Here is a 21,901-nt window from a genome sequence, read left to right on the forward strand (position 1 = left end):
ATTGCACTGGCATGGTTACGGATCGTGGCAAGTGCGTCACGGCTTGCCGTTCTGCTGCCGCCAACTCCTTGTGCGAGGTGATCACATGGGCGTGCCCTCATCCCCAACCTTGTCTGGGTGTCCACCGACGCGAGTCGGCTGGGAAGGCCCGGTGCTGGGTCGCGACCGTGTTGTGGTGCACGCGCGCCACAGAGCTGCGTCCTGGGTTCGCGAGGAGTGGCGCCTGCCCGAAGCGGCCTTCCAGATTGAATCGGTTGTGGGCGAGCTGTGCGCCAACGCTCTGCGTCACGGAGGCGGCCTCGCCTCGCTGGACTTGATTCTCTGCGAGGCGACGGCCTACTGCCCGCCCAGCCTGCGCATCCTGGTCGGCGATTACCGGCCCCATGCGCATCCGCGGATCACCGATGATCCCAACGCCGAGCTCGGCGAACACGGACGTGGACTGCATATGGTCACGGCGCTGACGGCCGGCTGGGGATGGCACCGCATCGGCACGGACGTGAAACAGGTGTGGTGCAAAGTCATCCTGCCGCTCGACGCGCTGAGCCCGATCCTCAATGAGCGGCCTTCAACTTGCTGAGAAACCATGGCCCAGATGTGCTTGGGGTAGGCGCGAATCAGAGCGCGACCGACACCCATGGGCGTAGCGGTTACTGGGACTGTGACAGCGACCTCGAGCGAGAGACCAAAGTCGCCTAACAGCTGAGGACGTTCATGCGTACGCAGTTGGGGAGCAAGGTCCGAACGCCGACAACACGGTCCTTGTCCGATGACGCTGGCGTCAACTACTGCCGTCACGTCATGCTGAGGCCTGGCCAGGACGCACCTAACGGGGCTGCGGCCGGGGAGCACGGGCTGGAACACGGCCGCCGATCACGTCACTGCTGCCCGCCTCGCTCTGGCCCAACTGCCCAAGCCCTACCGGCGGGACGGCGGACCCTCATCCGTTGCGACTCAGGCGGGGCACCGACGAGTTCGTCGCCTGGCCCGCCCGGCAGGGCCTGGTGGCTGTCTTACCCGGTCTGCATGGTGATCACCGACACCATCCACCAGCACGTACTGAAGGGCCCGAAGGCGGCCTGGACGTCGGCCGCCGCGTCGGACGGCGGGATCCGTGACGGTGCCTGGGGCGCCGGTCTGCGGAACCTTCCCCTGCCCGAAGCCGCACGGAACCGGGTGTGGCTGGAGATCGTGCAGATCGCGCTCGTCCTGCTGGCCTGGACGCCCATGCTCGCCCTGTCCGGCAAGGCCTGTCTCTGGGAGCCCCGTCGCCTGCGGCTCCGCCTGTACACCGCGGCCGGACAACTCGTCACCACCGGCCGCCGCTGGATCCTCCGCCTTGCCGGCCGCTGACCTTGGACTCGCGACATCGCGGCCGCCCTCGACCGGCTCGCTCAACTCCGAATCCCGGCTGACCGACACTTTCCACGTCCCGGCGACAGCACCATCTGACCCGGAGCAGTGGATCCTGGCGCCCACCCGGGTGCGACAACCGAGCCGCTGGTCTGCCCAACGTCAGCTACACACAGCGAAACGGTCCACCGACTCCGACGACAGACCGTCACGAAGATCGAGGTTAGCGAACGACTGGCTTGTCCCAGTGGATGGTTACGGGGCCGTCCGGAAGTTTGTCGGCACCGGGGCACTTGAACCAATTCTGGGTCAGGTCACGGAGCGCCTGAGCGGTAAACGCGGTGAAGGCAGACAGGCCGCTGGTCGACTCGTCGAGCTTACTTCCTGCCTCCAGCTTGTCCTCCACAACGGAGGCGGTTGCGCCTATCAAAATTTTATTTGAAACCGATCTAGGGATCGACCTACAGGATAAATACATTTCAATGCCGCCTCTGGGTGACAAATATCCGTAGGCGTCACCGAGCGAGACCGGGATATCCTTGTTCTGGGCGGGTTTCTCTCCTAGGGCATCCTCATATGTTACGGAAACCGTATCCCCGCCGCTCTTGATGATGCAGTGCCCCAGAGATGTCCATGAATCGAAGTTGTAGGTGTCCTCCTGTGGCTTCGCCCCCTTGTGGGGCAGTAGAGGCTCTGCCCTATCTCCGGATATGCGGTGATTGCAGAGCGTTTCAGGGAAACTAGTGGCGTCGCTGTCTGAGTAGATAGCCCACCATGCCCCGATTCCGGCGGTCAACAAGATCAGGGTGGCTGTAATGCCTCTGCCTCGACTTGAGTTCCATGATTTGAGCCGCATCTGTAAAACGCCTGCTTCCTTCAGGAATTCTCGCCCGAATTTGCGTCGTATGCCCCGTTATAAACACTGTCGGCGGCATTCTTTACGTTGTCGCTTTTCATACTAAGGCCTGCGTCTTTCGCGGCAAGGAGGAACGCTTTTTTCGATGCCTGGCCTATGCGGTCGTGCTCGTTGTCCAGAAATGCCTTCCGGTGCCTTTCGATTTGCTCGACTGCATCGTCTGAACTCTCTACTTTATGGTTCAGGATGGCTTCCCGAAAGTCTTCGATTACCCATCCTGCGACTTCGCCGGCCACGGGGATGTTATCCAGGGTGCTCATCCCTAGGTCCACGAATCGACCGAGCCATGCGTCTCCTTTCTCCAGTGACTCGTTGTATTCATCGATCTTCTCTAGGCTGTTGTCGGCTGCTGCTATCGCATTGGCTCGACCTTCGGCGGTGACGCCCTCGAGTCGCGCTCCCGCCTCAGCGGCAATCGCGGCAACGCCCTTGAGGTCCTTGCTGTCTCCGCTCTGTGCTACTGCTTCGCGGAACATTTCAGTCGTCACGGCCTGCTGGGCGTGTGTGATGGTTGAGTATGCCTTAGGATCCTCTGCAGTTGTTTCCAGGAATAGATCCAGTTTATCCCTTTGCCCTCTGAAATCTGGCTCAGCTCCTGTGTGCCTGATGAAGCCACTATCATCTCCCCCCGCGTAAACTCGCTGAATATCGTGCATGTATTCAGCCGACATATTTCCAAGGCTGCCGACGATCGTAGAGAATTCGCCGTCATCCTTGAAGAGCTCTGGGTTTGCGGCCACCTTTTTCACGATCGAGTGGAAGACATCTGCCTCGGTCTGCGTGTGGTGTTTTGAAGGGGCGTCGCTGCCGTACGGGTTCCCGGACGTGGCGGACTCAAGCGCGTGGCCGAGTGCTTCCTTGCCGAAGATCTTGTCCTCAGCATCCGGGGAGCCCGTGCCGCCCGTGGCGTCGGGGAGCCACTGACGCGTATTCTCTCCATGCGTGTCGCCCAGAAAATAGTCAAGATTGCTGAGCTTCTTGAGGCCGTCGTGCTCGCCCTCGCCCGTGGATCCGCTGAAGAACTCCGTAGACGCGTCAGGGTTGTGCGCGAGACCTTCCAGAAGGCCGGTCATGGGGTCCCACCCGGGGCCGCCCTTCTTGTCGAGGTTGAGGCCGAACTTATCCATCCCATCGCCCGCGTATGCGTTGTCCGCCCATGCCCACGCACTCGGGTGCTTGCGCTCGAAGGTGACCATGTCGTCTGCGACGGAGGTGAGGAACGCTTTGTCGTAGCTTCCGTGGCGCAGCAGGGTCGAGAGCACTTGATAGCCGCGTGGTTCAATCCTGGCGTCATTCATGGAAAGCGGAAGCCGCTCACGGCCCACCCGCTTGAGTTCTGTCTGCCAAGATTTCCCGAGGTAGTCCCTGTCCTCGCGGAAGGCGGTATTGGGGTCGTCCTTTCCAGTGGGCGGCCGGGTCGCCGTGGCCAGTGCCTCGCCCATGCTCGTCTGAATGCTGTGGGCGAGTTTGAACTGCGTCTTGTCGCCCTCTGCTGAAGCATCGAGTGCAATCTGGGCCTGAAAGCGCAGGGCGTCCTTCGGGCCCAGAGCCTTGTAGAAATCTACAGCGAACTCGCGGTCCTTGGAGTTTTGCGCGAAAAGCCGCTTGAGTTCGGCGAGTTCCGTGATGCTGAGCTCATCACCGTCCCGGTACTTCGCGAGGCTCTTCCTGGCAAGCTGAACTGCTCGCGCGGACTGGGCGTCATCCAGGGAGTCGTATTTTGCGTGGCCGAAGTCGTGACTGTTGCCACCATGAATCGTCTTCAGCGCGTGTGCCGCGGACTTGTCGATGTCATCGGCCTGAGCGATGAGTTTGTTGATCCGGCTCTCCAGGCGGTCCTTGTAGTCGAGTTGCGCCTGCGTCTGCACGTCATTGGTGTCGCGCCGGTGTAGGTAGACGCACGACACCGTGCCGTCCGATAGGCCGGTGACCTGAATGAACTTGTGCTTGGCGTCGACGTCCACGGCCTCCTTGAGTGCCGACTGGAGTGCCGCGAGCTCCTTGTGAGCGTCGCGGAGCATGGCCCAGATGGCTTTGGCCTCGGCATGGGCGTCGCTGAACTCTTTACCGGTCTTGCGTACGAAGGGCCTGGTTACATCGGCGTTGACGCCGGCCCAGCGGGCGGCTTCGGATTGCTTCACCATGCCGTCCCTGGCGTCCGTGGCCAGGGTCTCGAGTTGATCCACCATCTCCTTCCAGTCGTCGGCTGCCGAGCCGAGGCTCGCTAAGGAGACGTGATACAGGTCGTCGAAAGTCAGGTGTGCCATATGCGGTCCCGCCCCGTCCCCTACTTGTAGTACCTGGAAATCTCGGAGACCGGCATGGCGGTTCCGTCCCGGCGTGCCATGTCAGTGGCGATCTTCGCGTCCGTATGGGCCTGCGACTTCTTCGAGTAGTCGAGGTGGTTGGAGATATGGGCGCAGGCCTGTAGCAGCGTCTTGAGCTGGTCGTTCCAGGTCGTGGCCATGGTGGTGAGAGCGCTGCCCAAGGTGAAATGGTGGGTGGTCAGCGCGCTCGTGGCCTTGGCGGTCGAGCCGTCGTCCTTTGCTCCACGGGTCATGTCTCCCGCCTTCTTGAGGCGGTCGTGGAGTAAGAAGGCCTCGTGGCCGACCCGTCCCAGATCGTCTTGGTGCACGATCAGGTCGCCGGAACCGCCGCCACCCCCGGACGAGCCCTTGCCGGCTTCGTTGAGCCGCATGCGCGTCGTCGCCTCGGCCCGGAGCCCGTTCCACTCTTCTTCGAACGACACGCTTCTCTCCCCTGGTGTGCGTGTTCGAGAGTCAAAGTCATAAGTCACGCTTAGCTTAGGGGAGTTGACCGTACGTGCGGGTAGCTGACGGGGCGTGTCGCCGTACAAAAAGACCTCTGCCTCGGGCCATGCGGCCTGAGGCAGAGGTCTGTCCGTGATCGACGGTGCGGGCTTACTGGTCCGGCAGCCACCCCAGCTGCACAAGCGGCGTCCCCCGCTTGCGGGAGACGAAGAAGCCGCGGCCCGGGGGCATGGGGCGGGGGCGGACGCCGCCGAGGAGGTCGCCTTCGGTGGGGTCGCCGGAGAGCATGACGCCCTGGGCGCCGAGTTCCTTGATGCGCTGCATGAAGGACTCGAACATCGAGCGCGAGGCGCCCGCGGAGTTGCGGGCGATGATGAAACGCATGCCGACGTCGCGTGCGAAGGGCAGGTTGTCGGTGAGGACGGCCATCGGGTTGCCGCTGCTGGTGGAGACGAGTTCGTAGTCGTCGATGATGATGAAGAACTGCGGTCCGCTCCACCAGCTGCGGTCGCGCAGCTGCTGGGGGGTGATGTCCGGCTTGGGGGCGCGGCGTTCCATGAGGCCGTTGAGAGCCGAGGTGTGGACCTGGAGGGCCGAGGCGATCGGGGCGTACTCCAGGAGGTGGGTGTCGGGGATGACATCGAGCAGGGAGCGGCGGTAGTCGCCGACCACGATCTTTGCCTCGTCCGGGCCGTACCGCTCGGTGATCTGCTTGGCGATGAGCCGCAGCAGGGCCGTCTTGCCGGATTCGCTCTCGCCGAAGATGAGGAAGAAGGGGTCGGATTCGAAGTCGACGAAGACCGGTTCGAGGTTGGTCTCGTCGATGCCGATCGCGACGCCCTGCTGGGGGTACTCGAAGCCCTTGGGCAGGTCCTCGGCGCGGAGCCGGCGGGGGAGGAGGCGTACGCGGGGGGCGTGCGGGCCGTTCCAGTTGGTGGTCACCGCGCGGACCAGCTCGCCGGCGGCGTCCGTGATCTCCTCGGGGTCGCTGCCCGAGTCGATACGTGGCTGGGCGCCCATGAAGTGCAGCTTCTCGGGGAGCTGGCCGCGGCCGGGGACGCCCGGGGGGACGTTCGCGGCGACCTTGCGGTCGAATTCGGAGTCCATCGTGTCGCCGAGGCGCATCTCGAGGCGGTTGAGGAGCTGGTCCTTCAAAGCGGCGCGGACTTCCATGTTGCGGGAAGCGGTCACCACGATGTGGATGCCGTAGCCGAGGCCGCGGCCCGCGATATCGGCCACGACCCCTTCCAGTATGTCGTACTCCTGCCGGAAGTTTGCCCAGCCGTCGATGATGAGGAAGACGTCGCCCCAGCCCTGTTCCGCGTGCTCGCCGCGGGACCGCTGGCGACGGTAGGTGCCGATCGAGTCGATGTTCTTGGCGCGGAAGTACTCCTCGCGCCGGGCCAGGATGCCGGCCACCTCGGCGATGGTGCGCCGTACCCGCTCCGGGTCCAGTCGGGAGGCGACGCCGCCCACATGCGGTAGGTCGGCCACGGCGCTCAAACCGCCGCCACCGAAGTCCAGACCGTAGAACTGCACCTCGGCCGGGGTGTGGGTGAGCGCGAAGGCCGAGATCAGGGTGCGCATCAGCGTGGACTTGCCGGACTGCGGGCCGCCGACGACCAGCATATGGCCCGCGGCGCCGGAGAAGTCGCGGTAGAGCACGTCGCGCCGCTGCTCGAAGGGCTTGTCGATGAGGCCGAGCGGGACGACGAGGTTGCCCAGGCGCGGGTATTCGGGCGCGGTCAGGCCGCGGCCCTCGACCGGGGACAGCGCCGGCAGCAGCTGGTCCAGGGAGGGGGCCTCGTCCAGCGGCGGGAGCCAGACCTGGTGGGCCGGGGCGCCCTGGCCCTCCAGGCGGCGGACGATGACGTCGAGGACCGTATCGGCCAGCGCGTCGTCCTCCTGGCGGGATGGGGTGATGAGCGCCGCCGGGTCCGGTGTGGTGTAGGTGACCGGGACCGGGGTGGCCGTGAAGATGACCGGCCGGCGCTCGATGGGCAGCGAGGTGCCGTCGAAGTCGGCGGGCGCCGCCCCGGTGCGGTAGACGCCCGAGACGTACGCGGCCTTGAAGCGCGTCATCTCGTCCGTGCCGAACTTCAGATAGCCGGAGCCGGGGACGGACGGCAGGTGGTACGCGTCGGGCACGCCCAGCGCCGTACGGGACTCGGCGGCGGAGAAGGTCCGCAGACCGATGCGGTACGACAGGTAGGTCTCCAGACCGCGCAGCCGGCCCTCCTCCAGCCGCTGCGAGGCCAGCAGCAGATGTACGCCCAGGGAGCGGCCGATACGGCCGATCTGGATGAACATGTCGATGAAGTCGGGCTTGGCCGTCAGCAGCTCGCTGAACTCGTCGATCACCAGGACGAGTGAGGCCACGGGCTCCAGCGGGGCGCCGGCCGCCCGCGCCTTCTCGTAGTCGTGGATGTTGGCGTAGTTGCCCGCCGAGCGCAGCAGCTCCTGGCGGCGCTGAAGCTCACCGGTGATCGAGTCGCGCATACGGTCGACGAGCGTCAGGTCGTCGGCGAGGTTGGTGATGACCGCCGCCACATGCGGCAGCTGCGACATGCCCGCGAAGGTCGCACCACCCTTGAAGTCCGCGAGAACGAAGTTCAGCGTCTCGGACGAGTGGGTGACCGCGAGCCCCAGCACCAGGGTGCGCAGCAGCTCGGACTTGCCGGAGCCGGTGGCGCCGACGCACAGGCCGTGCGGGCCCATACCGTCCTGCGCCGCCTCCTTGAGGTCCAGCATGACCGGCGAGCCGTCCTCGCCGACCCCGATCGGCACCCGCAGCCGCTCGGACACCGAGCGCGGCCGCCAGGTGCGGGAGACATCCACCGAGCCCGCGTCGCCGAGCCCCAGCAGGTCGGTGAAGTCGAGGTTGGCCAGCAGCGGTTCGTCGTCGTCGCCCCCTCCCATGCGCAGCGGCGCCAGCTGCCGCGCGAGCGCGTCCGCGGCCTCGAGAGACAGCGATTCCGGGGCCCCGTCGTACGCCGCCACCTGCGACAGCAGCTCCAGCTTGCCCGGCCGTACGATCACCGAGAGCCCGCCGCGCAGCTCGTCCAGGTCGCCCGCCACCACCTCGATGACCGTGACGCCCTGCAGACCCTCCTGCGCCGCGAACGCCGACTCCGGCGGCACCATTCCACCGTCCAGTACGACCACCAGATGAGGCTGGTCGAGCATCGGCTGGGCGTCCTTGCTGAACCGGGACCGTCCCTCCAGGCGCCCCTTGAGCAGCTCCTCGATCTCCGCGAGGGAGTCGCTGAACAGCCGCCGCGAACCCGCCCCGTCGAGCGCGCCCGGCAGCTGCACATGGGGCAGCCACTTCGTCCAGTCCCAGTAGGCCGCCGAGCTGCGCGGCGCGACCACCGCGATGACGAGGTCCTCGGGCGAGTGGAAGGTGGCCAGCTCGCCGACGAGCGCCCGCGCCGTGCCCCGTACCGAGTCCGGCTCGCCGGACACCGTCACGTGGTAGAAGGCGCGCAGCGACACCGCCATCGGCATGTGTTCCAGCGACCCCTGGGTCGCCAGGAACTTCTGCATGGCGCCCGCCGTCAGCGGCTCCAGGTCGTCGACCGCGGCCGTGTCGGGGGCGACCAGCGGGGTGGACAGCTGCTGCGAGCCGAGCCCGATCCGGATCTGTCCGAAGTCGTTGTCGTTCGCCCGGCGTTCCCACACCCGGCTGCCCTCGGCCACCACCGACCACAGCTGGTCGGGGGAGGGGTGCAGATAGAACTGGGCGTCGCGCTGCGCCCGCGCGGTGCGCCGTACCGTACGGCGGGTCTGCGCGAGGTACTTGAGATAGTCGCGGCGCATGTCCGCCAGCTGCCCCTGCGAGCCCTGCCGGTGCCTGATGAACATCGCCACGGTCATACCGAGCGTGGAGAACATCATCATGACGCCCATGATCTTCATCATCGGCGCGGCGCCGGGCATGAAGAAGTAGACCATCGACGAAGCCATGCCCAGTGTGGGCAGCAGCTGCATCAGGACGCCCTCTTGCTGGCCTCGCGGCAGCTCAGGGGGCGATTCGAGGCGGAGTTCCTCGCTCGGCACCTCGGGCGGGAGAGCCCGCGGTTGGCGCTTGACGACGACCTGGCTCACCGGATCTCTCAACCCCTCAACGCAGATGAACAGTTCCTCTCCGGCACCCCCGTGGCGACGGACTCCCTCTGCGAGACGGCGATCCTACCGACGTATGAGCTGCCAGGCCCCGGTAGGGTGGCCGCCGCACGCGGTGGTACCGGTGCCGCGCCACAGCGAACAGGGGGCCTTTAAGGTGAGTACGTCCGCCACGACCGGCTTCTGCAGGGTGACCGTGGTCGCACCTGACAGTCGGATCGATGTGGCTCTTCCGGAGGACATCGCCGTCGCCGACGTCTACCCCGAGATCCTCCGCCTGACCGGCCAGACCCAGCCCGTGGGCGCCCCCACCGGCTACCACCTGGTGCGCCGCGACGGCACGGTCCTGGACGGCGCGCTGTCGCTGGGCGCCCAGCAGGTGCTCGACGGCGAACTGCTGTCGCTGCGCCCCTTCGCGGAGTCGCTGCCGCCCGCCGTCTACGACGACGTCTCGGACGCGATCGCCTCCGCCGTCACCCGTGACCGCACGCTGTGGAGTGATCGGTTCCTGCGTGCCTTCGGGCTGTTCGGCGGCTCCCTATTGCTGGTCCTCATGGGATTCGTGCTTTGGTTCGCAGATCCTCTCAAACACGATATGCACGGCCTGCCTGGCATCATCGCCGCCGCCGTCGCGGTGCTGCTCACGGCCCTCGCGGGGGTACGGGCGCGGGTCTATGAGGACCGCGCCTCCGCGATCGCGCTCGGTCTGGCCGCTCTGCCGCACGCCATGATCGCGGGCTCGGGGCTGCTCGCCCTGGACAAGGGCGAGGGCATCGGCCGGCTGCAGTTCCTGCTCGGGTGTGTCGCCGTCCTCGTCGTCTCGGTCGCCCTGGTGGTCGCCATGCCGACCGGTGACGCGCCGTTCGTCGCCGCGGTCTTCGCCTCGACCGTGGGCACCCTCGCCACCTTCTGCGCGATCCTCACCGAGGTCAGCCCCACCGAGACCGCCGCGGCGTGCGCCGCCGTCGCGATCGGCGCCGTCGCGTTCCTACCGGGCCTGTCGGCGCGCGTCGCCCGGCTGCCCATCGGATACGCCGCGCCGCGCTCGGCGGCCGAGGACGACGACCTCGACCCGGCGTCCGGGCCCGCCCCCGAGCCCGTGGACGCCGAACGGATCGCCGCCCAGGCCCGCCGCGGCCACGAGATGCTGCTCGGCCTGGTCGGCGGCTGCTCCGCCGTCGTCGTCGGCGCCTCGGCCGTGCTCGGCTTCTCCGACAACGTCTGGGGCCAGGTGCTGGCCCTCGTCTCCGGCCTCGCGATGCTGCTGCGCGCCCGCCTCTTCCGCTACACCGCGCAGGTCGCCTCCGTCCTCGCCGCGGGCCTGGTCGGCCTGGGGCTGCTTGTGCTCGGGCTGTCCCTGAACCCGCCGGCCGACGCCATGTTCAAGCTGCTGGTGCGGCATGACAGCGGGCCGCTGGACGTCCGTACGATCTGGCTCGCCGCCTCCGTCGTGGCAGGGGCCGCGCTGATCACCGGTATCGCGCTGATCATTCCCAAGAAGGGGCTCTCCCCGTTCTGGGGCCGCTTCTCCGACCTGGCCGAGAGCGCTCTGCTGCTGTCCCTGGTGCCCCTCGCCCTGGCCGTGCTGGACGTCTACTCCTCCGCGCGCAGCCTGACCAGCTAGGACAGGGGCCTGACCAGCTGAAGCAGGGGTGGGGCAGGAGCGGGGCCGTGGGCGAAGCCTTCAGCTGAGGCCGACGGGTAAACGGATGGCCGTCGGCTGGTACGCTGTGTGACGGCCGTTTGTGTACGCGCCCCCGGAGCTCTCGTATGAGCACTCTGGAGACAGCGCCCAGCGGACCCCGCCTCCCGAGTTACGGAAGCTCCCCTGAGACCAAGACCAGGGGCACTCGGCGGCTGAACAGAAGAACCCTGAAGGAGTACCGCGTGTCGCTCGACGCCGCTACGAAGAAGCAGATCATGGCCGACTTCGCCACCAAGGAGGGCGACACCGGTTCCCCCGAGGTCCAGGTCGCGCTGCTGTCGCGCCGCATCTCCGACCTGACCGAGCACCTCAAGACCCACAAGCACGACCACCACTCCCGCCGTGGTCTGCTGCTCCTGGTCGGCCAGCGCCGCCGTCTGCTGCAGTACCTGGCGAAGAAGGACATCACGCGCTTCCGTGCGCTGGTCGAGCGCCTGGGCATCCGCCGCGGTGCGGCGGGCGCCAAGTAAGACGCCGTGGTAGGGAGCGGTTCCCGGAACAGGGGGGCCGCTCCCTTTGCCGTACGTGCCGCAGATCGGCTTGCCGTACGTGCCGCGGATCGGCTGCTGTACGAGCCGTAACACCCGCGCGGGGCGCCGCGCCCCGGGACCTGCCGACGCCCGCGCAGCGCACGCACCGTCCTCGTCGATATCCACAGCCGTCGTGAGGACGGGCGAAGCTTTGTAGTCTGGTCCCAACAACGTCATAACGAACGAGGAGGAGCGCCTCATTCCCCGCGGCACCGGCGCCACAGGAGCCGGTCCTCGGTAGTGGCTCCCGGAACTGGCAATTCCGGTGGCTTCGATCGAAGACCGGCCCGGCCGCCGGACCAAGGCCAGGGGCGCTGCTCCACCACCGTTCCTCCGTCACACGGACGAGGGACGCAGAAGAGGAGATTTTCCTGGTGGAGAACGAGACCCACTACGCCGAGGCCGTCATCGACAATGGCGCCTTCGGCACCCGCACCATCCGTTTCGAGACGGGCCGCCTGGCCCGTCAGGCCGCCGGCTCCGCCGTGGCCTACCTGGACGACGACACCATGGTGCTGTCGGCCACCACCGCATCCAAGAACCCCAAGGACCAGCTGGACTTCTTCCCGCTCACGGTCGATGTCGAGGAGCGGATGTACGCCGCCGGGCGCATCCCCGGTTCGTTCTTCCGTCGTGAGGGCCGCCCGTCCGAGGACGCGATCCTCACCTGCCGCCTGATCGACCGCCCGCTGCGCCCGTCCTTCAAGAAGGGCCTGCGCAACGAGATCCAGATCGTCGAGACGATCATGGCGCTCAACCCCGACCACCTCTACGACGTGGTCGCGATCAATGCTGCCTCCTGCTCCACGCAGCTGGCCGGCCTGCCCTTCTCCGGGCCGATCGGCGGCACCCGGGTCGCCCTGATCAAGGGCCAGTGGGTGGCCTTCCCGACCCACTCCGAGCTCGAGGACGCCGTCTTCGACATGGTCGTGGCCGGCCGCGTCCTGGAGGACGGCGACGTCGCGATCATGATGGTCGAGGCCGAGGCCACCACGAAGACCATCCAGCTGGTCAAGGACGGCGCCGAGGCGCCGACCGAGGAGGTCGTGGCCGCGGGCCTCGAGGCCGCGAAGCCCTTCATCAAGGTGCTCTGCAAGGCCCAGTCGGACCTCGCCGCCAAGGCTGCCAAGCCCACCGGCGAGTTCCCGATCTTCCTCGACTACCAGGACGACGTCCTGGAGGCGCTCACCGCCGCCGTCCGCGACGAGCTCGCCCAGGCGCTGACCATCGCGGGCAAGCAGGAGCGCGAGACCGAGCTGGACCGCGTCAAGGGCCTGGCCGCCGAGAAGCTGCTGCCGCAGTTCGAGGGGCGCGAGAAGGAGATCTCCGCCGCGTACCGGTCGCTGACCAAGACCCTGGTCCGCGAGCGCGTGATCAAGGAGAAGAAGCGCATCGACGGCCGCGGCGTCACGGACATCCGTACGCTGGCCGCCGAGGTCGAGGCGATCCCGCGGGTTCACGGCTCGGCGCTGTTCGAGCGCGGCGAGACCCAGATCCTGGGTGTCACCACGCTGAACATGCTCCGCATGGAGCAGCAGCTGGACACGCTGGCGCCCGAGACCCGCAAGCGCTACATGCACAACTACAACTTCCCGCCGTACTCCACCGGTGAGACCGGCCGCGTCGGCTCCCCGAAGCGCCGCGAGATCGGCCACGGCGCGCTGGCCGAGCGGGCGCTGCTGCCGGTGCTGCCGTCCCGCGAGGACTTCCCGTACGCCATCCGCCAGGTCTCCGAGGCGCTCAGCTCCAACGGCTCGACCTCTATGGGGTCGGTCTGCGCCTCGACCATGTCGCTGCTGAACGCCGGTGTGCCGCTGAGGGCCCCGGTCGCCGGTATCGCCATGGGCCTGATCTCCCAGGAGATCGACGGCGAGACCCACTACGTCACCCTCACCGACATCCTCGGTGCGGAGGATGCCTTCGGCGACATGGACTTCAAGGTCGCCGGCACCAAGACGTTCGTGACCGCCCTCCAGCTGGACACCAAGCTGGACGGCATCCCGGCGTCCGTGCTGGCCGCGGCCCTCAAGCAGGCCCGTGACGCCCGGCTGCACATCCTCGACGTGATGAACGAGGCCATCGACGTCCCGGACGAGATGTCGCCGAACGCGCCGCGGATCATCACCGTCAAGATCCCGGTGGACAAGATCGGTGAGGTCATCGGCCCCAAGGGCAAGATGATCAACCAGATCCAGGAGGACACCGGCGCCGACATCACCATCGAGGACGACGGCACCATCTACATCGGTGCCGCCGACGGCCCGGCCGCCGAGGCCGCCCGCGCCACCATCAACGCCATCGCCAACCCGACGATGCCCGAGGTCGGCGAGCGCTACCTGGGCACGGTCGTGAAGACCACCACCTTCGGTGCCTTCGTCTCCCTGCTCCCGGGCAAGGACGGCCTGCTGCACATCTCGCAGATCCGCAAGCTCGCCGGCGGCAAGCGCGTGGAGAACGTGGAGGACGTCCTCGCGGTCGGCTCCAAGGTCCAGGTCGAGATCGCCGAGATCGACCAGCGGGGCAAGCTCTCGCTGCACCCGGTCATCGAGGGCGAAGAGGGTTCGGACGCGTCGAAGGACGAGTCGAAGGACGCCGCCGACAGCGGCTCCGACGCGGACGCCAAGTGACGTCCCGTGCCCATGCGGCGACGGCCCGCCCCTCCTCGGAGGGGCGGGCCGTCGCCCGTACCCAAACGCTTCTCCAGGGCGAGAACGGCATCGGGACGGTCCGCAGGACCACCCTTCCCGGGGGTCTGCGCATCGTCACCGAGACCCTGCCGTCCGTGCGCTCGGCCACCTTCGGGATCTGGGCGCACGTCGGCTCCCGGGACGAGACCCCCGTGCTGAACGGCGCCACCCACTACCTGGAGCATCTGCTCTTCAAGGGCACCCAGCGGCGCAGCGCGCTCGACATCTCCTCCGCCATCGACGCGGTCGGCGGCGAGATGAACGCCTTCACGGCGAAGGAGTACACGTGCTACTACGCGCGGGTGCTCGACGCCGATCTGCCGCTGGCCATCGACGTCGTCTGCGACATGCTGACCGGCTCGCTGATCGACGCCGCGGACGTGGAGGCCGAGCGCGGCGTCGTCCTGGAAGAGATCGCGATGACCGAGGACGACCCGGGCGACTGTGTGCACGACCTGTTCGCGCACACCATGCTCGGTGACACCCCCCTCGGCCGCCCCGTCCTCGGCACCGTCGACACGGTCAACGGCCTCGGCCGCGACCAGATCGCCCGCTTCTACAAGAAGCACTACGACCCCACCCATCTGGTGGTCGCCGCCGCGGGCAATGTGGACCACGCCGCGGTCGTCCGGCAGGTGCGCAAGGCGTTCGACAAGGCGGGCGCCCTGTCCCGTACGGACGCGGTCCCCGTCGCCCCGCGCGACGGCACCCGCACCATCCGGGCGGCCGGGCGAGTCGAGGTGCAGGGCCGCAAGACCGAGCAGGCGCATGTCGTCCTCGGCATGCCGGGCATCGCGCGCACCGACGACCGGCGCTGGGCGCTCGGCGTGCTCAACACGGCGCTCGGCGGCGGTATGAGCTCCCGGCTGTTCCAGGAGGTGCGGGAGAAGCGCGGGCTCGCCTACAGCGTCTACTCGTACACCTCGGGCTTCGCCGACTGCGGCCTGTTCGGCGTCTACGCGGGCTGCCGCCCGAGCCAGGCGGCGGACGTCCTCAAGATCTGCCGTGACGAGCTCGACCATGTCGCGCAGCACGGGCTGACCGATGAGGAGCTGCGGCGCGCGGTGGGCCAGCTGCGGGGCTCCACGGTGCTCGGCCTGGAGGACACGGGCGCGCTGATGAACCGCATCGGCAAGAGCGAGCTGTGCTGGGGCGACCAGATGTCGGTGGACGACATGCTCGCGCGGATGGCGGCCGTCACCCCGGACGAGGTGCGTGAGGTGGCCCGCGATGTACTGGGACAGCGTCCTTCGCTGTCCGTCATCGGCCCGCTGAAGGACAAGCAGGCATCGCGCCTGCATGAGGCCGTCGCCTAGCGCCTGGCGCCTGGCGAGACCGCGCAAGACCGCCGTACACCGGCGGACGACACAAGGGATTCGAACGATGAGCAAGCTCCGCGTGGCCGTTCTCGGTGCCAAGGGCAGGATCGGTTCCGAGGCCGTACGGGCCGTCGAAGCCGCCGAGGACATGGAGCTGGTCGCCGCGCTCGGCCGGGGCGACAAGCTGGAGACCATGGTCGAGGCGGGCGCCGAGGTCGTGGTCGAGCTGACCGACCCCGACTCGGTGATGGGCAACCTCGAATTCAGCGTCCGCCACGGCATTCACGGCGTGGTGGGCACCACCGGCTGGACGGACGAGCGCCTGGCGCGGCTGCGGGGATGGCTCGACGCCGCGCCGGGCACCGGTGTGCTCATCGCGCCGAACTTCTCCATCGGCGCCGTGCTGACCATGCAGTTCGCCCGACAGGCGGCCCGCTTCTTCGAGTCGGTCGAGGTCATCGAGCTGCACCACCCGAACAAGGTGGACGCCCCCTCGGGCACCGCGGCCCGCACCGCGCAGCTCATCGCGGCGGCCCGGGAGCAGGCGGGGTGCGCACCGCAGCCCGACGCCACGAGCACGGCGCTGGAGGGGGCGCGCGGCGCCGATGTGGACGGGGTGCGGGTGCACTCGGTACGGCTGCGCGGGCTCCTCGCCCACCAGGAGGTCCTGCTGGGCGGGGAGGGCGAGACCTTGACCATCCGGCACGACTCGACCCACCACAGCAGCTTCATGCCCGGCGTGCTGCTGGGCGTCCGGCGTGTGGTGTCCGCTCCCGGCCTGACCCTCGGCCTGGAACACTTCCTCGATCTGGACTGAGGCACAGCGGTGCGCGCAAAGATCACGTATTTCGTCCTCGCGGCCGTCCTGGTCGTGTACTTCGTCCTGGTCGGCAGCCGGGGCGTGCTGCTCATCGAGCAGGGCATGCCGCTGACGGTGGCCTTCGGCGTGGCCGTGCTGGTGCTGCCGTTCATCGGCGCGTGGTTCCTGTGGAAGACGACCGTATTCGCGAGCAGCGCGAACCGACTGGCCCGCGAGCTGGAGGCCGAGGGCGGCCTCCCGGTCGACGAGCTGGTGCGGACGCCCGGCGGACGGATCGACCGGGACTCCGCGGACGCGGTCTTCGCCAAACGGCGGGCCGAGACGGAGGAGTCGCCGGACGACTGGCGCTCCTGGTTCCGACTGGCCGTCGCCTACCACGACGCGCGTGACACGGTGCGCGCCCGTAAGGCGATGCAGCGCGCCATCGCCCTGCACGACGGCCGACCGGTACGGGCCCAGAGCTGACCTCGGGCCCAGAGCTGATCTTGGGCCCAAGGCTGATCCCGGGCTCCGGGAGCCCGGGATCAGCCGGGATCGTTCAGACGGCGGCGGGATCGTCAGACGGTTCGGGGCGGCCTCAGCGGTAACGGGCCGCCCGGCTCTCGATCGCGTCGGCCGCCATGACGAAGGCTTCGGGGCGGCCGAGGAAGTCGGCGCCGTGATCGGTGAAGGCCACCCGCGGGGCCCCGCCCTCCGTCAGCTCGATGAGCACCGCCTGCCCCTGGACACTGCGCGGCAGCCCCAGCCACCGCACCGGCTGCTGGGTGGTGCGTATCGCCGTGATCTGAGACCAGCGCACCGTCGTGGCGGAGAACAGGCCCGTCAGCCGCAGCCCCTTCTCGTCGATCCACACCCCCGCACGCACCAGCCGGACGGCGCACAGGATCACCACCGCGGCGCCCCCGACACAGATGCCGGCGGCGGGCACCGATCCCGCGAGGGCGATGATCATCGCGGAGAAGAGCACATACGAAGCGAGCAGCAACAGAAGCGCGCCTCCGCCGATCCTCCAGGGACCCGGCCGGTAGGGTCGGCGCCGGCGGCTCGGGTCCTCGTACGGCAAGGAGGCGTCTCCGGCCGCCGGTCCGTCTTCGTCAAGGGCGCGGTCCGCTGTCAGGAAAGGCAGGGGCACGGAAGGTCCTCACTCACACACACGTCCGGATGGGCCTGTGCTGGCTGAGGCTATCCCAGGGGCTCAACGGCCGTCCGACGCCTCCGACTGTTGTACCTGGTGAGTGGTCCGCGGCCCGCTCTCGAGCGCGGGCAACCCGAACATCAGCGAGCCCACGAACCCGGCGATGATCGTCAGGGTGATGAGCGTGCGGCCCGCTATCTGCGACGGGGTGGCGCGGGGCCGGGGCGGCGGGGTGACATTGCTGCGGAATTGGTCGGCCTCGGCGATGAAGGCGAAGGGGACGGGCTCGCGCCGGCGGGACATACGGGGGCTCTCCTTGGAACCTCGAACGTGGGTACTTCAGTAGGTAGGACGCGTGAACGAGGGACGAGGTGCCCTTTTTCAACGACTTCCTTCGGCATTTTCAGCGTTACGACCGGTCGGAGGGGATGTCGGAGCCGCCCCGTAAGCTGGGCGCGCCCTGAGCGATGAACCATGGAAGGACCCGCTGGTGACCGATATCCCCACCGAGAGCGAGAAGGCCGGCTTCCGCAGCGATGTGACCGTCGAGCTGGTCAAGCACAGCGCGGCCGACTCCGATGTGCTGTGGGCCGCCCGGGTGTCCACCGCCGGCGAGCAGTCCCTCGAGGAGCTCACCAAGGACCCCGAGCGCTCCAAGGGGCTGATCAACTTCCTGATGCGGGACCGGCACGGCAGCCCCTTCGAGCACAACTCGATGACCTTCTTCATCAACGCCCCGATCTTCGTCTTCCGGGAGTTCATGCGGCACCGCGTGGGCTGGTCGTACAACGAGGAGTCCGGCCGCTACCGCGAGCTCCAGCCGGTCTTCTACGTCCCCGGGGAGTCCCGCAAGCTGATCCAGCAGGGCCGCCCGGGCAAGTACGAGTTCGTGGAGGGCACAGCGGCGCAGCACGAGCTGACCGGCCGCGTGATGGAGGACGCCTACCGCCACGCGTACGAGGCGTACCAGGAGATGCTGGCCGCGGGTGTCGCCCGGGAGGTGGCCCGCTCCGTCCTGCCCGTCGGCCTGTTCTCCTCCATGTACGCGACGTGCAACGCGCGGTCGCTGATGCACTTCCTCGGTCTGCGCACCCAGCACGAGCAGGCCGCCGTGCCGTCCTTCCCGCAACGGGAGATCGAGATGGTCGGCGAGAAGATGGAGGCGATATGGGCCGAGCTGATGCCGCTCACCCACGCCGCCTTCAACGCCAACGGGCGCGTAGCCCCGTAGCGCCGCCCGCACCGCGGCGCATGGCGGTCCTCGGACACTCCCCTGGTCACTCCTCGGACGGGTCATGCGCGAGCGGTGTCCGTATTGCGGCGTTTCGTGAAGTTCATCTAGGCTGAACAAACGGATCCGGCACTGTCTGAACCCCCGAGCAGGCAGTGCCGGGTCCCATGACCGCCGTCCCGGTCGCTGCCCCGAGGGAGCACCGCGAGGCGTGCTACGAGTAGCGTGGGACCCATGGCACCGACATCCACATCGCAGACCCCTTTCGGGCGCATGCTGACCGCCATGGTCACGCCATTCACCGTTGATGGCGCGCTCGACCTCGACGGCGCTCAGCGACTCGCCGCCCATCTGGTCGACGCCGGCAATGACGGTCTGGTGGTCAACGGCACCACCGGAGAGTCCCCGACCACCAGCGATGCGGAGAAAGCTCAGCTTGTACGGGCCGTGGTGGAGGCGGTCGGTGACCGTGCCCATGTCGTGGCCGGAGCGAGCACCAACGACACCCGGCACAGCCTCGAGCTCGCCCGGGCTGCCGAGCAGGCGGGCGCCCACGGTCTGCTGGCCGTCACGCCGTACTACAGCAAGCCCCCACAGGAAGGCCTCTTCCGGCACTTCACCGCCATCGCCGATGCCACCGAGCTGCCGGTCATGCTCTATGACATCCCCGGCCGCAGCGGCGTACCGATCAGCACCGAGACCATCGTCCGGCTCGCCGAGCACCCACGCATCGTTGCCAACAAGGACGCCAAGGGCGACCTCGGCCGCGCCAGCTGGGCCATCGCCCGCTCGCGCCTGGCCTGGTACTCCGGCGATGACATGCTGAACCTGCCGCTGCTTTCCGTCGGTGCCGTCGGATTCGTCTCGGTGGTCGGCCATCTCGTCACGCCCGAGCTGCGCGCGCTGCTCGAAGCCCACCTCTCGGGCGATGTCGCGAAGGCAACCGAGATCCACCAGACGCTCCTCCCGGTCTTCACCGGGATGTTCCGCACCCAGGGCGTCATCACGACGAAGGCCGCGCTCACCCTTCAGGGACTGCCGGCCGGGCCGCTGCGCCTGCCGCTGGTCGAGCTCAGCGCCGAGGAAACGGGGCAGCTCAAGCGCGATCTGGCCGCTGGCGGGGTACAGCTGTAACTAGTGGCGATTTTCGCAACTTCGTACTTCACAAGTTCATACAGACACATCAAGCAAGTGCACGAATGTCACGCGCGCCATGTGCCCCAGGGGGGCACGTGGCGCGCGTGGTGAGGAGAGTCTTTTGAGCCATCCGCATCCTGAACTCGGCCCTCCGCCGAAGCTCCCCGAGGGGGGACTCCGCGTCACCCCGCTCGGCGGGCTCGGCGAGATCGGCCGCAACATGACGGTCTTCGAATACGGCGGTCGGCTGCTGATCGTCGACTGCGGAGTGCTCTTCCCCGAGGAGGAGCAGCCCGGAGTCGACCTGATCCTGCCGGACTTCACGTGCATCCGGGACCGGCTCGACGACATCGACGGCATCGTGCTCACGCACGGCCACGAGGACCACATCGGCGGCGTCCCGTTCCTGCTCCGCGAGAAGTCGGACATCCCGCTGATCGGCTCCAAGCTGACCCTCGCCCTGATCGAGGCGAAGCTTCAGGAGCACCGCATCCGCCCGTACACGCTCGAGGTGGAGGAGGGCCAGCGCGAGCGGATCGGCCCCTTCGACTGCGAGTTCGTGGCGGTGAACCACTCCATCCCGGACGCCCTCGCGGTCGCCATCCGCACCCCGGCCGGCATGGCCGTGCACACCGGCGACTTCAAGATGGACCAGCTGCCGCTCGACGGCCGCCTCACGGACCTGCCCGCGTTCGCGAAGCTCGGCGAGGAAGGCATCGACCTTCTGCTCTCCGACTCCACGAACGCCGAAGTCCCCGGCTTCGTCCCGCCCGAGCGCGATATCTCCGGCGTGCTGCGTCAGGTCTTCGCCGACGCACAGCGGCGGATCATCGTGGCGAGCTTCGCCAGCCATGTCCACCGCATCCAGCAGATCCTCGACGCGGCCCATGAGTACGGGCGCCGGGTCGCCTTCGTCGGCCGCTCGATGGTCCGCAACATGGGCATCGCGCGCGACCTGGGCTATCTACGGGTACCGGCCGGGCTCGTCGTCGATGTGAAGACGCTCGACGATCTGCCGGACGACGAGATCGTCCTCGTCTGCACCGGCTCCCAGGGCGAGCCGATGGCCGCGCTGTCCAGGATGGCCAACCGCGATCACCAGATCCGCATCGTCCCGGGCGACACGGTGATCCTGGCGTCCTCGCTCATCCCGGGCAACGAGAACGCGGTCTACCGCGTGATCAACGGTCTGAGCCGCTGGGGCGCGAACGTGATCCACAAGGGCAATGCCAAGGTTCATGTCTCCGGGCATGCCTCGGCCGGGGAACTGCTCTACTTCTACAACATCTGCAAGCCCCGGAACCTGATGCCGGTGCACGGCGAATGGCGCCACTTGCGCGCCAACGCGGAACTGGGCGCCCTGACCGGCGTACCCAAGAACCGCTGCGTCATCGCCGAGGACGGGGTGGTGGTCGACCTGGTCGACGGCGTCGCGAAGATCGTCGGCAAGGTGCAGGCGGGTTATGTGTACGTCGACGGCCTCTCGGTCGGGGACGTCACGGAGTCCTCGCTCAAGGACCGCCGCATCCTTGGTGAGGAGGGCATCATCTCGGTCTTCGTGGTCGTCGACAGCACGACCGGCAAGATCGTGGGCGGCCCGCATATCCAGGCGAGGGGTTCCGGCATCGAGGACTCCGCCTTCTCCGCGGTCATCCCGAAGATCGAGGAAGCCCTGGCCAGGTCCGCCTCCGACGGCGTCGTCGAGCCGCATCAGCTGCAGCAGCTGATGCGCCGCTCGGTGGGCAAGTGGGTGTCCGACAGCTACCGCCGGCGCCCGATGATCCTCCCCATCGTCGTCGAGGTCTGACGCAGCCTCAGCACCCGCACTGCGCCGACTCACGAGCGGGGCTCCCCGATTTGCATCCGGGAGCCCCGCTCCAGTACGTTTACGGCTCCGCCACAACGGGAACCCCGAGCACTCAGCGTGTGAAGGATGACCCGGAAGGCGGGTGGGAATCCGGCTCAGAGAATTCTGATAAAGTCGGGAACAGCCGAAAGGCAAAGGCCACTCCAACGGCCATCAGAAATGAAATTCGGACCGGAAACGGACCGGAAAGCGGATCTGGTAAGGTTGGAAACACCGAAGGGAAGCGCCCGGAGAAACCGGTGAAACGGTTTCGAAGGAAGCGTCCGTTCCTTGAGAACTCAACAGCGTGCCAAAAGTCAACGCCA

General features: G+C 67.7%; 16 protein-coding genes and 1 pseudogene. 11 read left to right on the forward strand and 6 right to left on the reverse strand.

The window, feature by feature from the left end:
- Positions 1-151 precede the first annotated feature (151 nt).
- Positions 152-580, forward strand: a complete 429-nt coding sequence (locus ACWDSL_RS24445) for an ATP-binding protein (protein ID WP_450488732.1) — start codon at positions 152-154, stop codon at positions 578-580.
- 255 nt (positions 581-835) lie between these two features.
- Positions 836-1,452: pseudogene (locus tag ACWDSL_RS24450) on the forward strand (transposase); the annotation flags it as partial.
- Positions 1,453-1,576: 124 nt separating this feature from the next.
- On the opposite strand, the gene ACWDSL_RS24455 reads toward ACWDSL_RS24450, so the two are convergent.
- The 4 genes from ACWDSL_RS24455 to eccCa form a co-directional block, all read right to left on the reverse strand.
- A complete protein-coding gene (locus ACWDSL_RS24455; protein WP_450488734.1) occupies positions 1,577-2,149 on the reverse strand; it encodes a hypothetical protein in 573 nt (190 codons plus the stop codon).
- Between the two features lie 80 nt (positions 2,150-2,229).
- Positions 2,230-4,536, reverse strand: coding sequence for a hypothetical protein (locus tag ACWDSL_RS24460; RefSeq protein WP_450488736.1), 2,307 nt, complete (start codon positions 4,534-4,536; stop codon positions 2,230-2,232).
- A 20-nt stretch (positions 4,537-4,556) separates the two neighbouring features.
- Positions 4,557-5,018, reverse strand: a complete 462-nt coding sequence (locus ACWDSL_RS24465) for a hypothetical protein (RefSeq protein WP_450488738.1) — start codon at positions 5,016-5,018, stop codon at positions 4,557-4,559.
- 172 nt (positions 5,019-5,190) lie between these two features.
- Positions 5,191-9,147: a type VII secretion protein EccCa gene (gene eccCa / locus ACWDSL_RS24470; protein WP_450488740.1), complete on the reverse strand. Its 3,957-nt coding sequence runs from the start codon at positions 9,145-9,147 to the stop codon at positions 5,191-5,193.
- A 175-nt stretch (positions 9,148-9,322) separates the two neighbouring features.
- On the opposite strand from eccCa, the gene eccD reads away from it, so the two are divergent.
- The 6 genes from eccD to ACWDSL_RS24500 all read left to right on the forward strand — a co-directional run bounded on the left by eccD (position 9,323) and on the right by ACWDSL_RS24500 (position 16,691).
- The gene (gene eccD, locus ACWDSL_RS24475) at positions 9,323-10,789 is read left to right on the forward strand and encodes a type VII secretion integral membrane protein EccD (RefSeq protein ID WP_450488742.1); all 1,467 of its coding nucleotides are present in this window, start codon (positions 9,323-9,325) and stop codon (positions 10,787-10,789) included.
- Positions 10,790-11,052: 263 nt separating this feature from the next.
- Entirely contained in the window at positions 11,053-11,340 is a 288-nt protein-coding gene (rpsO, locus tag ACWDSL_RS24480; protein WP_014175967.1) for a 30S ribosomal protein S15, read from the forward strand.
- Between the two features lie 434 nt (positions 11,341-11,774).
- Positions 11,775-14,027 (forward strand): polyribonucleotide nucleotidyltransferase, encoded by a 2,253-nt coding sequence (locus ACWDSL_RS24485; protein WP_450488744.1) that lies wholly within the window; start codon positions 11,775-11,777, stop codon positions 14,025-14,027.
- Positions 14,024-15,403, forward strand: coding sequence for a M16 family metallopeptidase (locus ACWDSL_RS24490; protein ID WP_450488746.1), 1,380 nt, complete (start codon positions 14,024-14,026; stop codon positions 15,401-15,403). Before ACWDSL_RS24485 ends, ACWDSL_RS24490 begins: the two co-directional genes overlap by 4 nt.
- Positions 15,404-15,470: 67 nt before the next feature.
- Positions 15,471-16,223: a 4-hydroxy-tetrahydrodipicolinate reductase gene (dapB, locus tag ACWDSL_RS24495; RefSeq protein ID WP_450488748.1), complete on the forward strand. Its 753-nt coding sequence runs from the start codon at positions 15,471-15,473 to the stop codon at positions 16,221-16,223.
- Between the two features lie 9 nt (positions 16,224-16,232).
- Positions 16,233-16,691: a hypothetical protein gene (locus ACWDSL_RS24500; RefSeq protein WP_450488750.1), complete on the forward strand. Its 459-nt coding sequence runs from the start codon at positions 16,233-16,235 to the stop codon at positions 16,689-16,691.
- Positions 16,692-16,803: 112 nt separating this feature from the next.
- Here ACWDSL_RS24500 and ACWDSL_RS24505 read toward each other — a convergent pair whose 3' ends face one another.
- Both ACWDSL_RS24505 and ACWDSL_RS24510 read right to left on the reverse strand, forming a co-directional pair.
- On the reverse strand, positions 16,804-17,358 hold the full coding sequence (locus tag ACWDSL_RS24505) for a PH domain-containing protein (RefSeq protein WP_450488752.1): 555 nt from the start codon (positions 17,356-17,358) through the stop codon (positions 16,804-16,806).
- A 63-nt stretch (positions 17,359-17,421) separates the two neighbouring features.
- Positions 17,422-17,664, reverse strand: a complete 243-nt coding sequence (locus ACWDSL_RS24510; protein ID WP_089510677.1) for a hypothetical protein — start codon at positions 17,662-17,664, stop codon at positions 17,422-17,424.
- A 187-nt stretch (positions 17,665-17,851) separates the two neighbouring features.
- On the opposite strand from ACWDSL_RS24510, the gene thyX reads away from it, so the two are divergent.
- The 3 genes from thyX (at position 17,852) to ACWDSL_RS24525 (ending at position 21,536) form a co-directional block, all read left to right on the forward strand.
- On the forward strand, positions 17,852-18,592 hold the full coding sequence (thyX, locus tag ACWDSL_RS24515; protein ID WP_450488754.1) for an FAD-dependent thymidylate synthase: 741 nt from the start codon (positions 17,852-17,854) through the stop codon (positions 18,590-18,592).
- Positions 18,593-18,826: 234 nt separating this feature from the next.
- Positions 18,827-19,726 carry a 4-hydroxy-tetrahydrodipicolinate synthase gene (gene dapA, locus ACWDSL_RS24520; RefSeq protein ID WP_450488756.1) on the forward strand — a complete coding sequence of 300 codons (900 nt, stop codon included), beginning with the start codon at positions 18,827-18,829 and terminating at the stop codon, positions 19,724-19,726.
- Positions 19,727-19,850: 124 nt separating this feature from the next.
- The gene (locus ACWDSL_RS24525) at positions 19,851-21,536 is read left to right on the forward strand and encodes a ribonuclease J (protein ID WP_450488758.1); all 1,686 of its coding nucleotides are present in this window, start codon (positions 19,851-19,853) and stop codon (positions 21,534-21,536) included.
- The last annotated feature ends 365 nt before the right edge of the window (positions 21,537-21,901 follow it).

It is taken from the genome of Streptomyces sp. NPDC000941 (assembly GCF_053599555.1).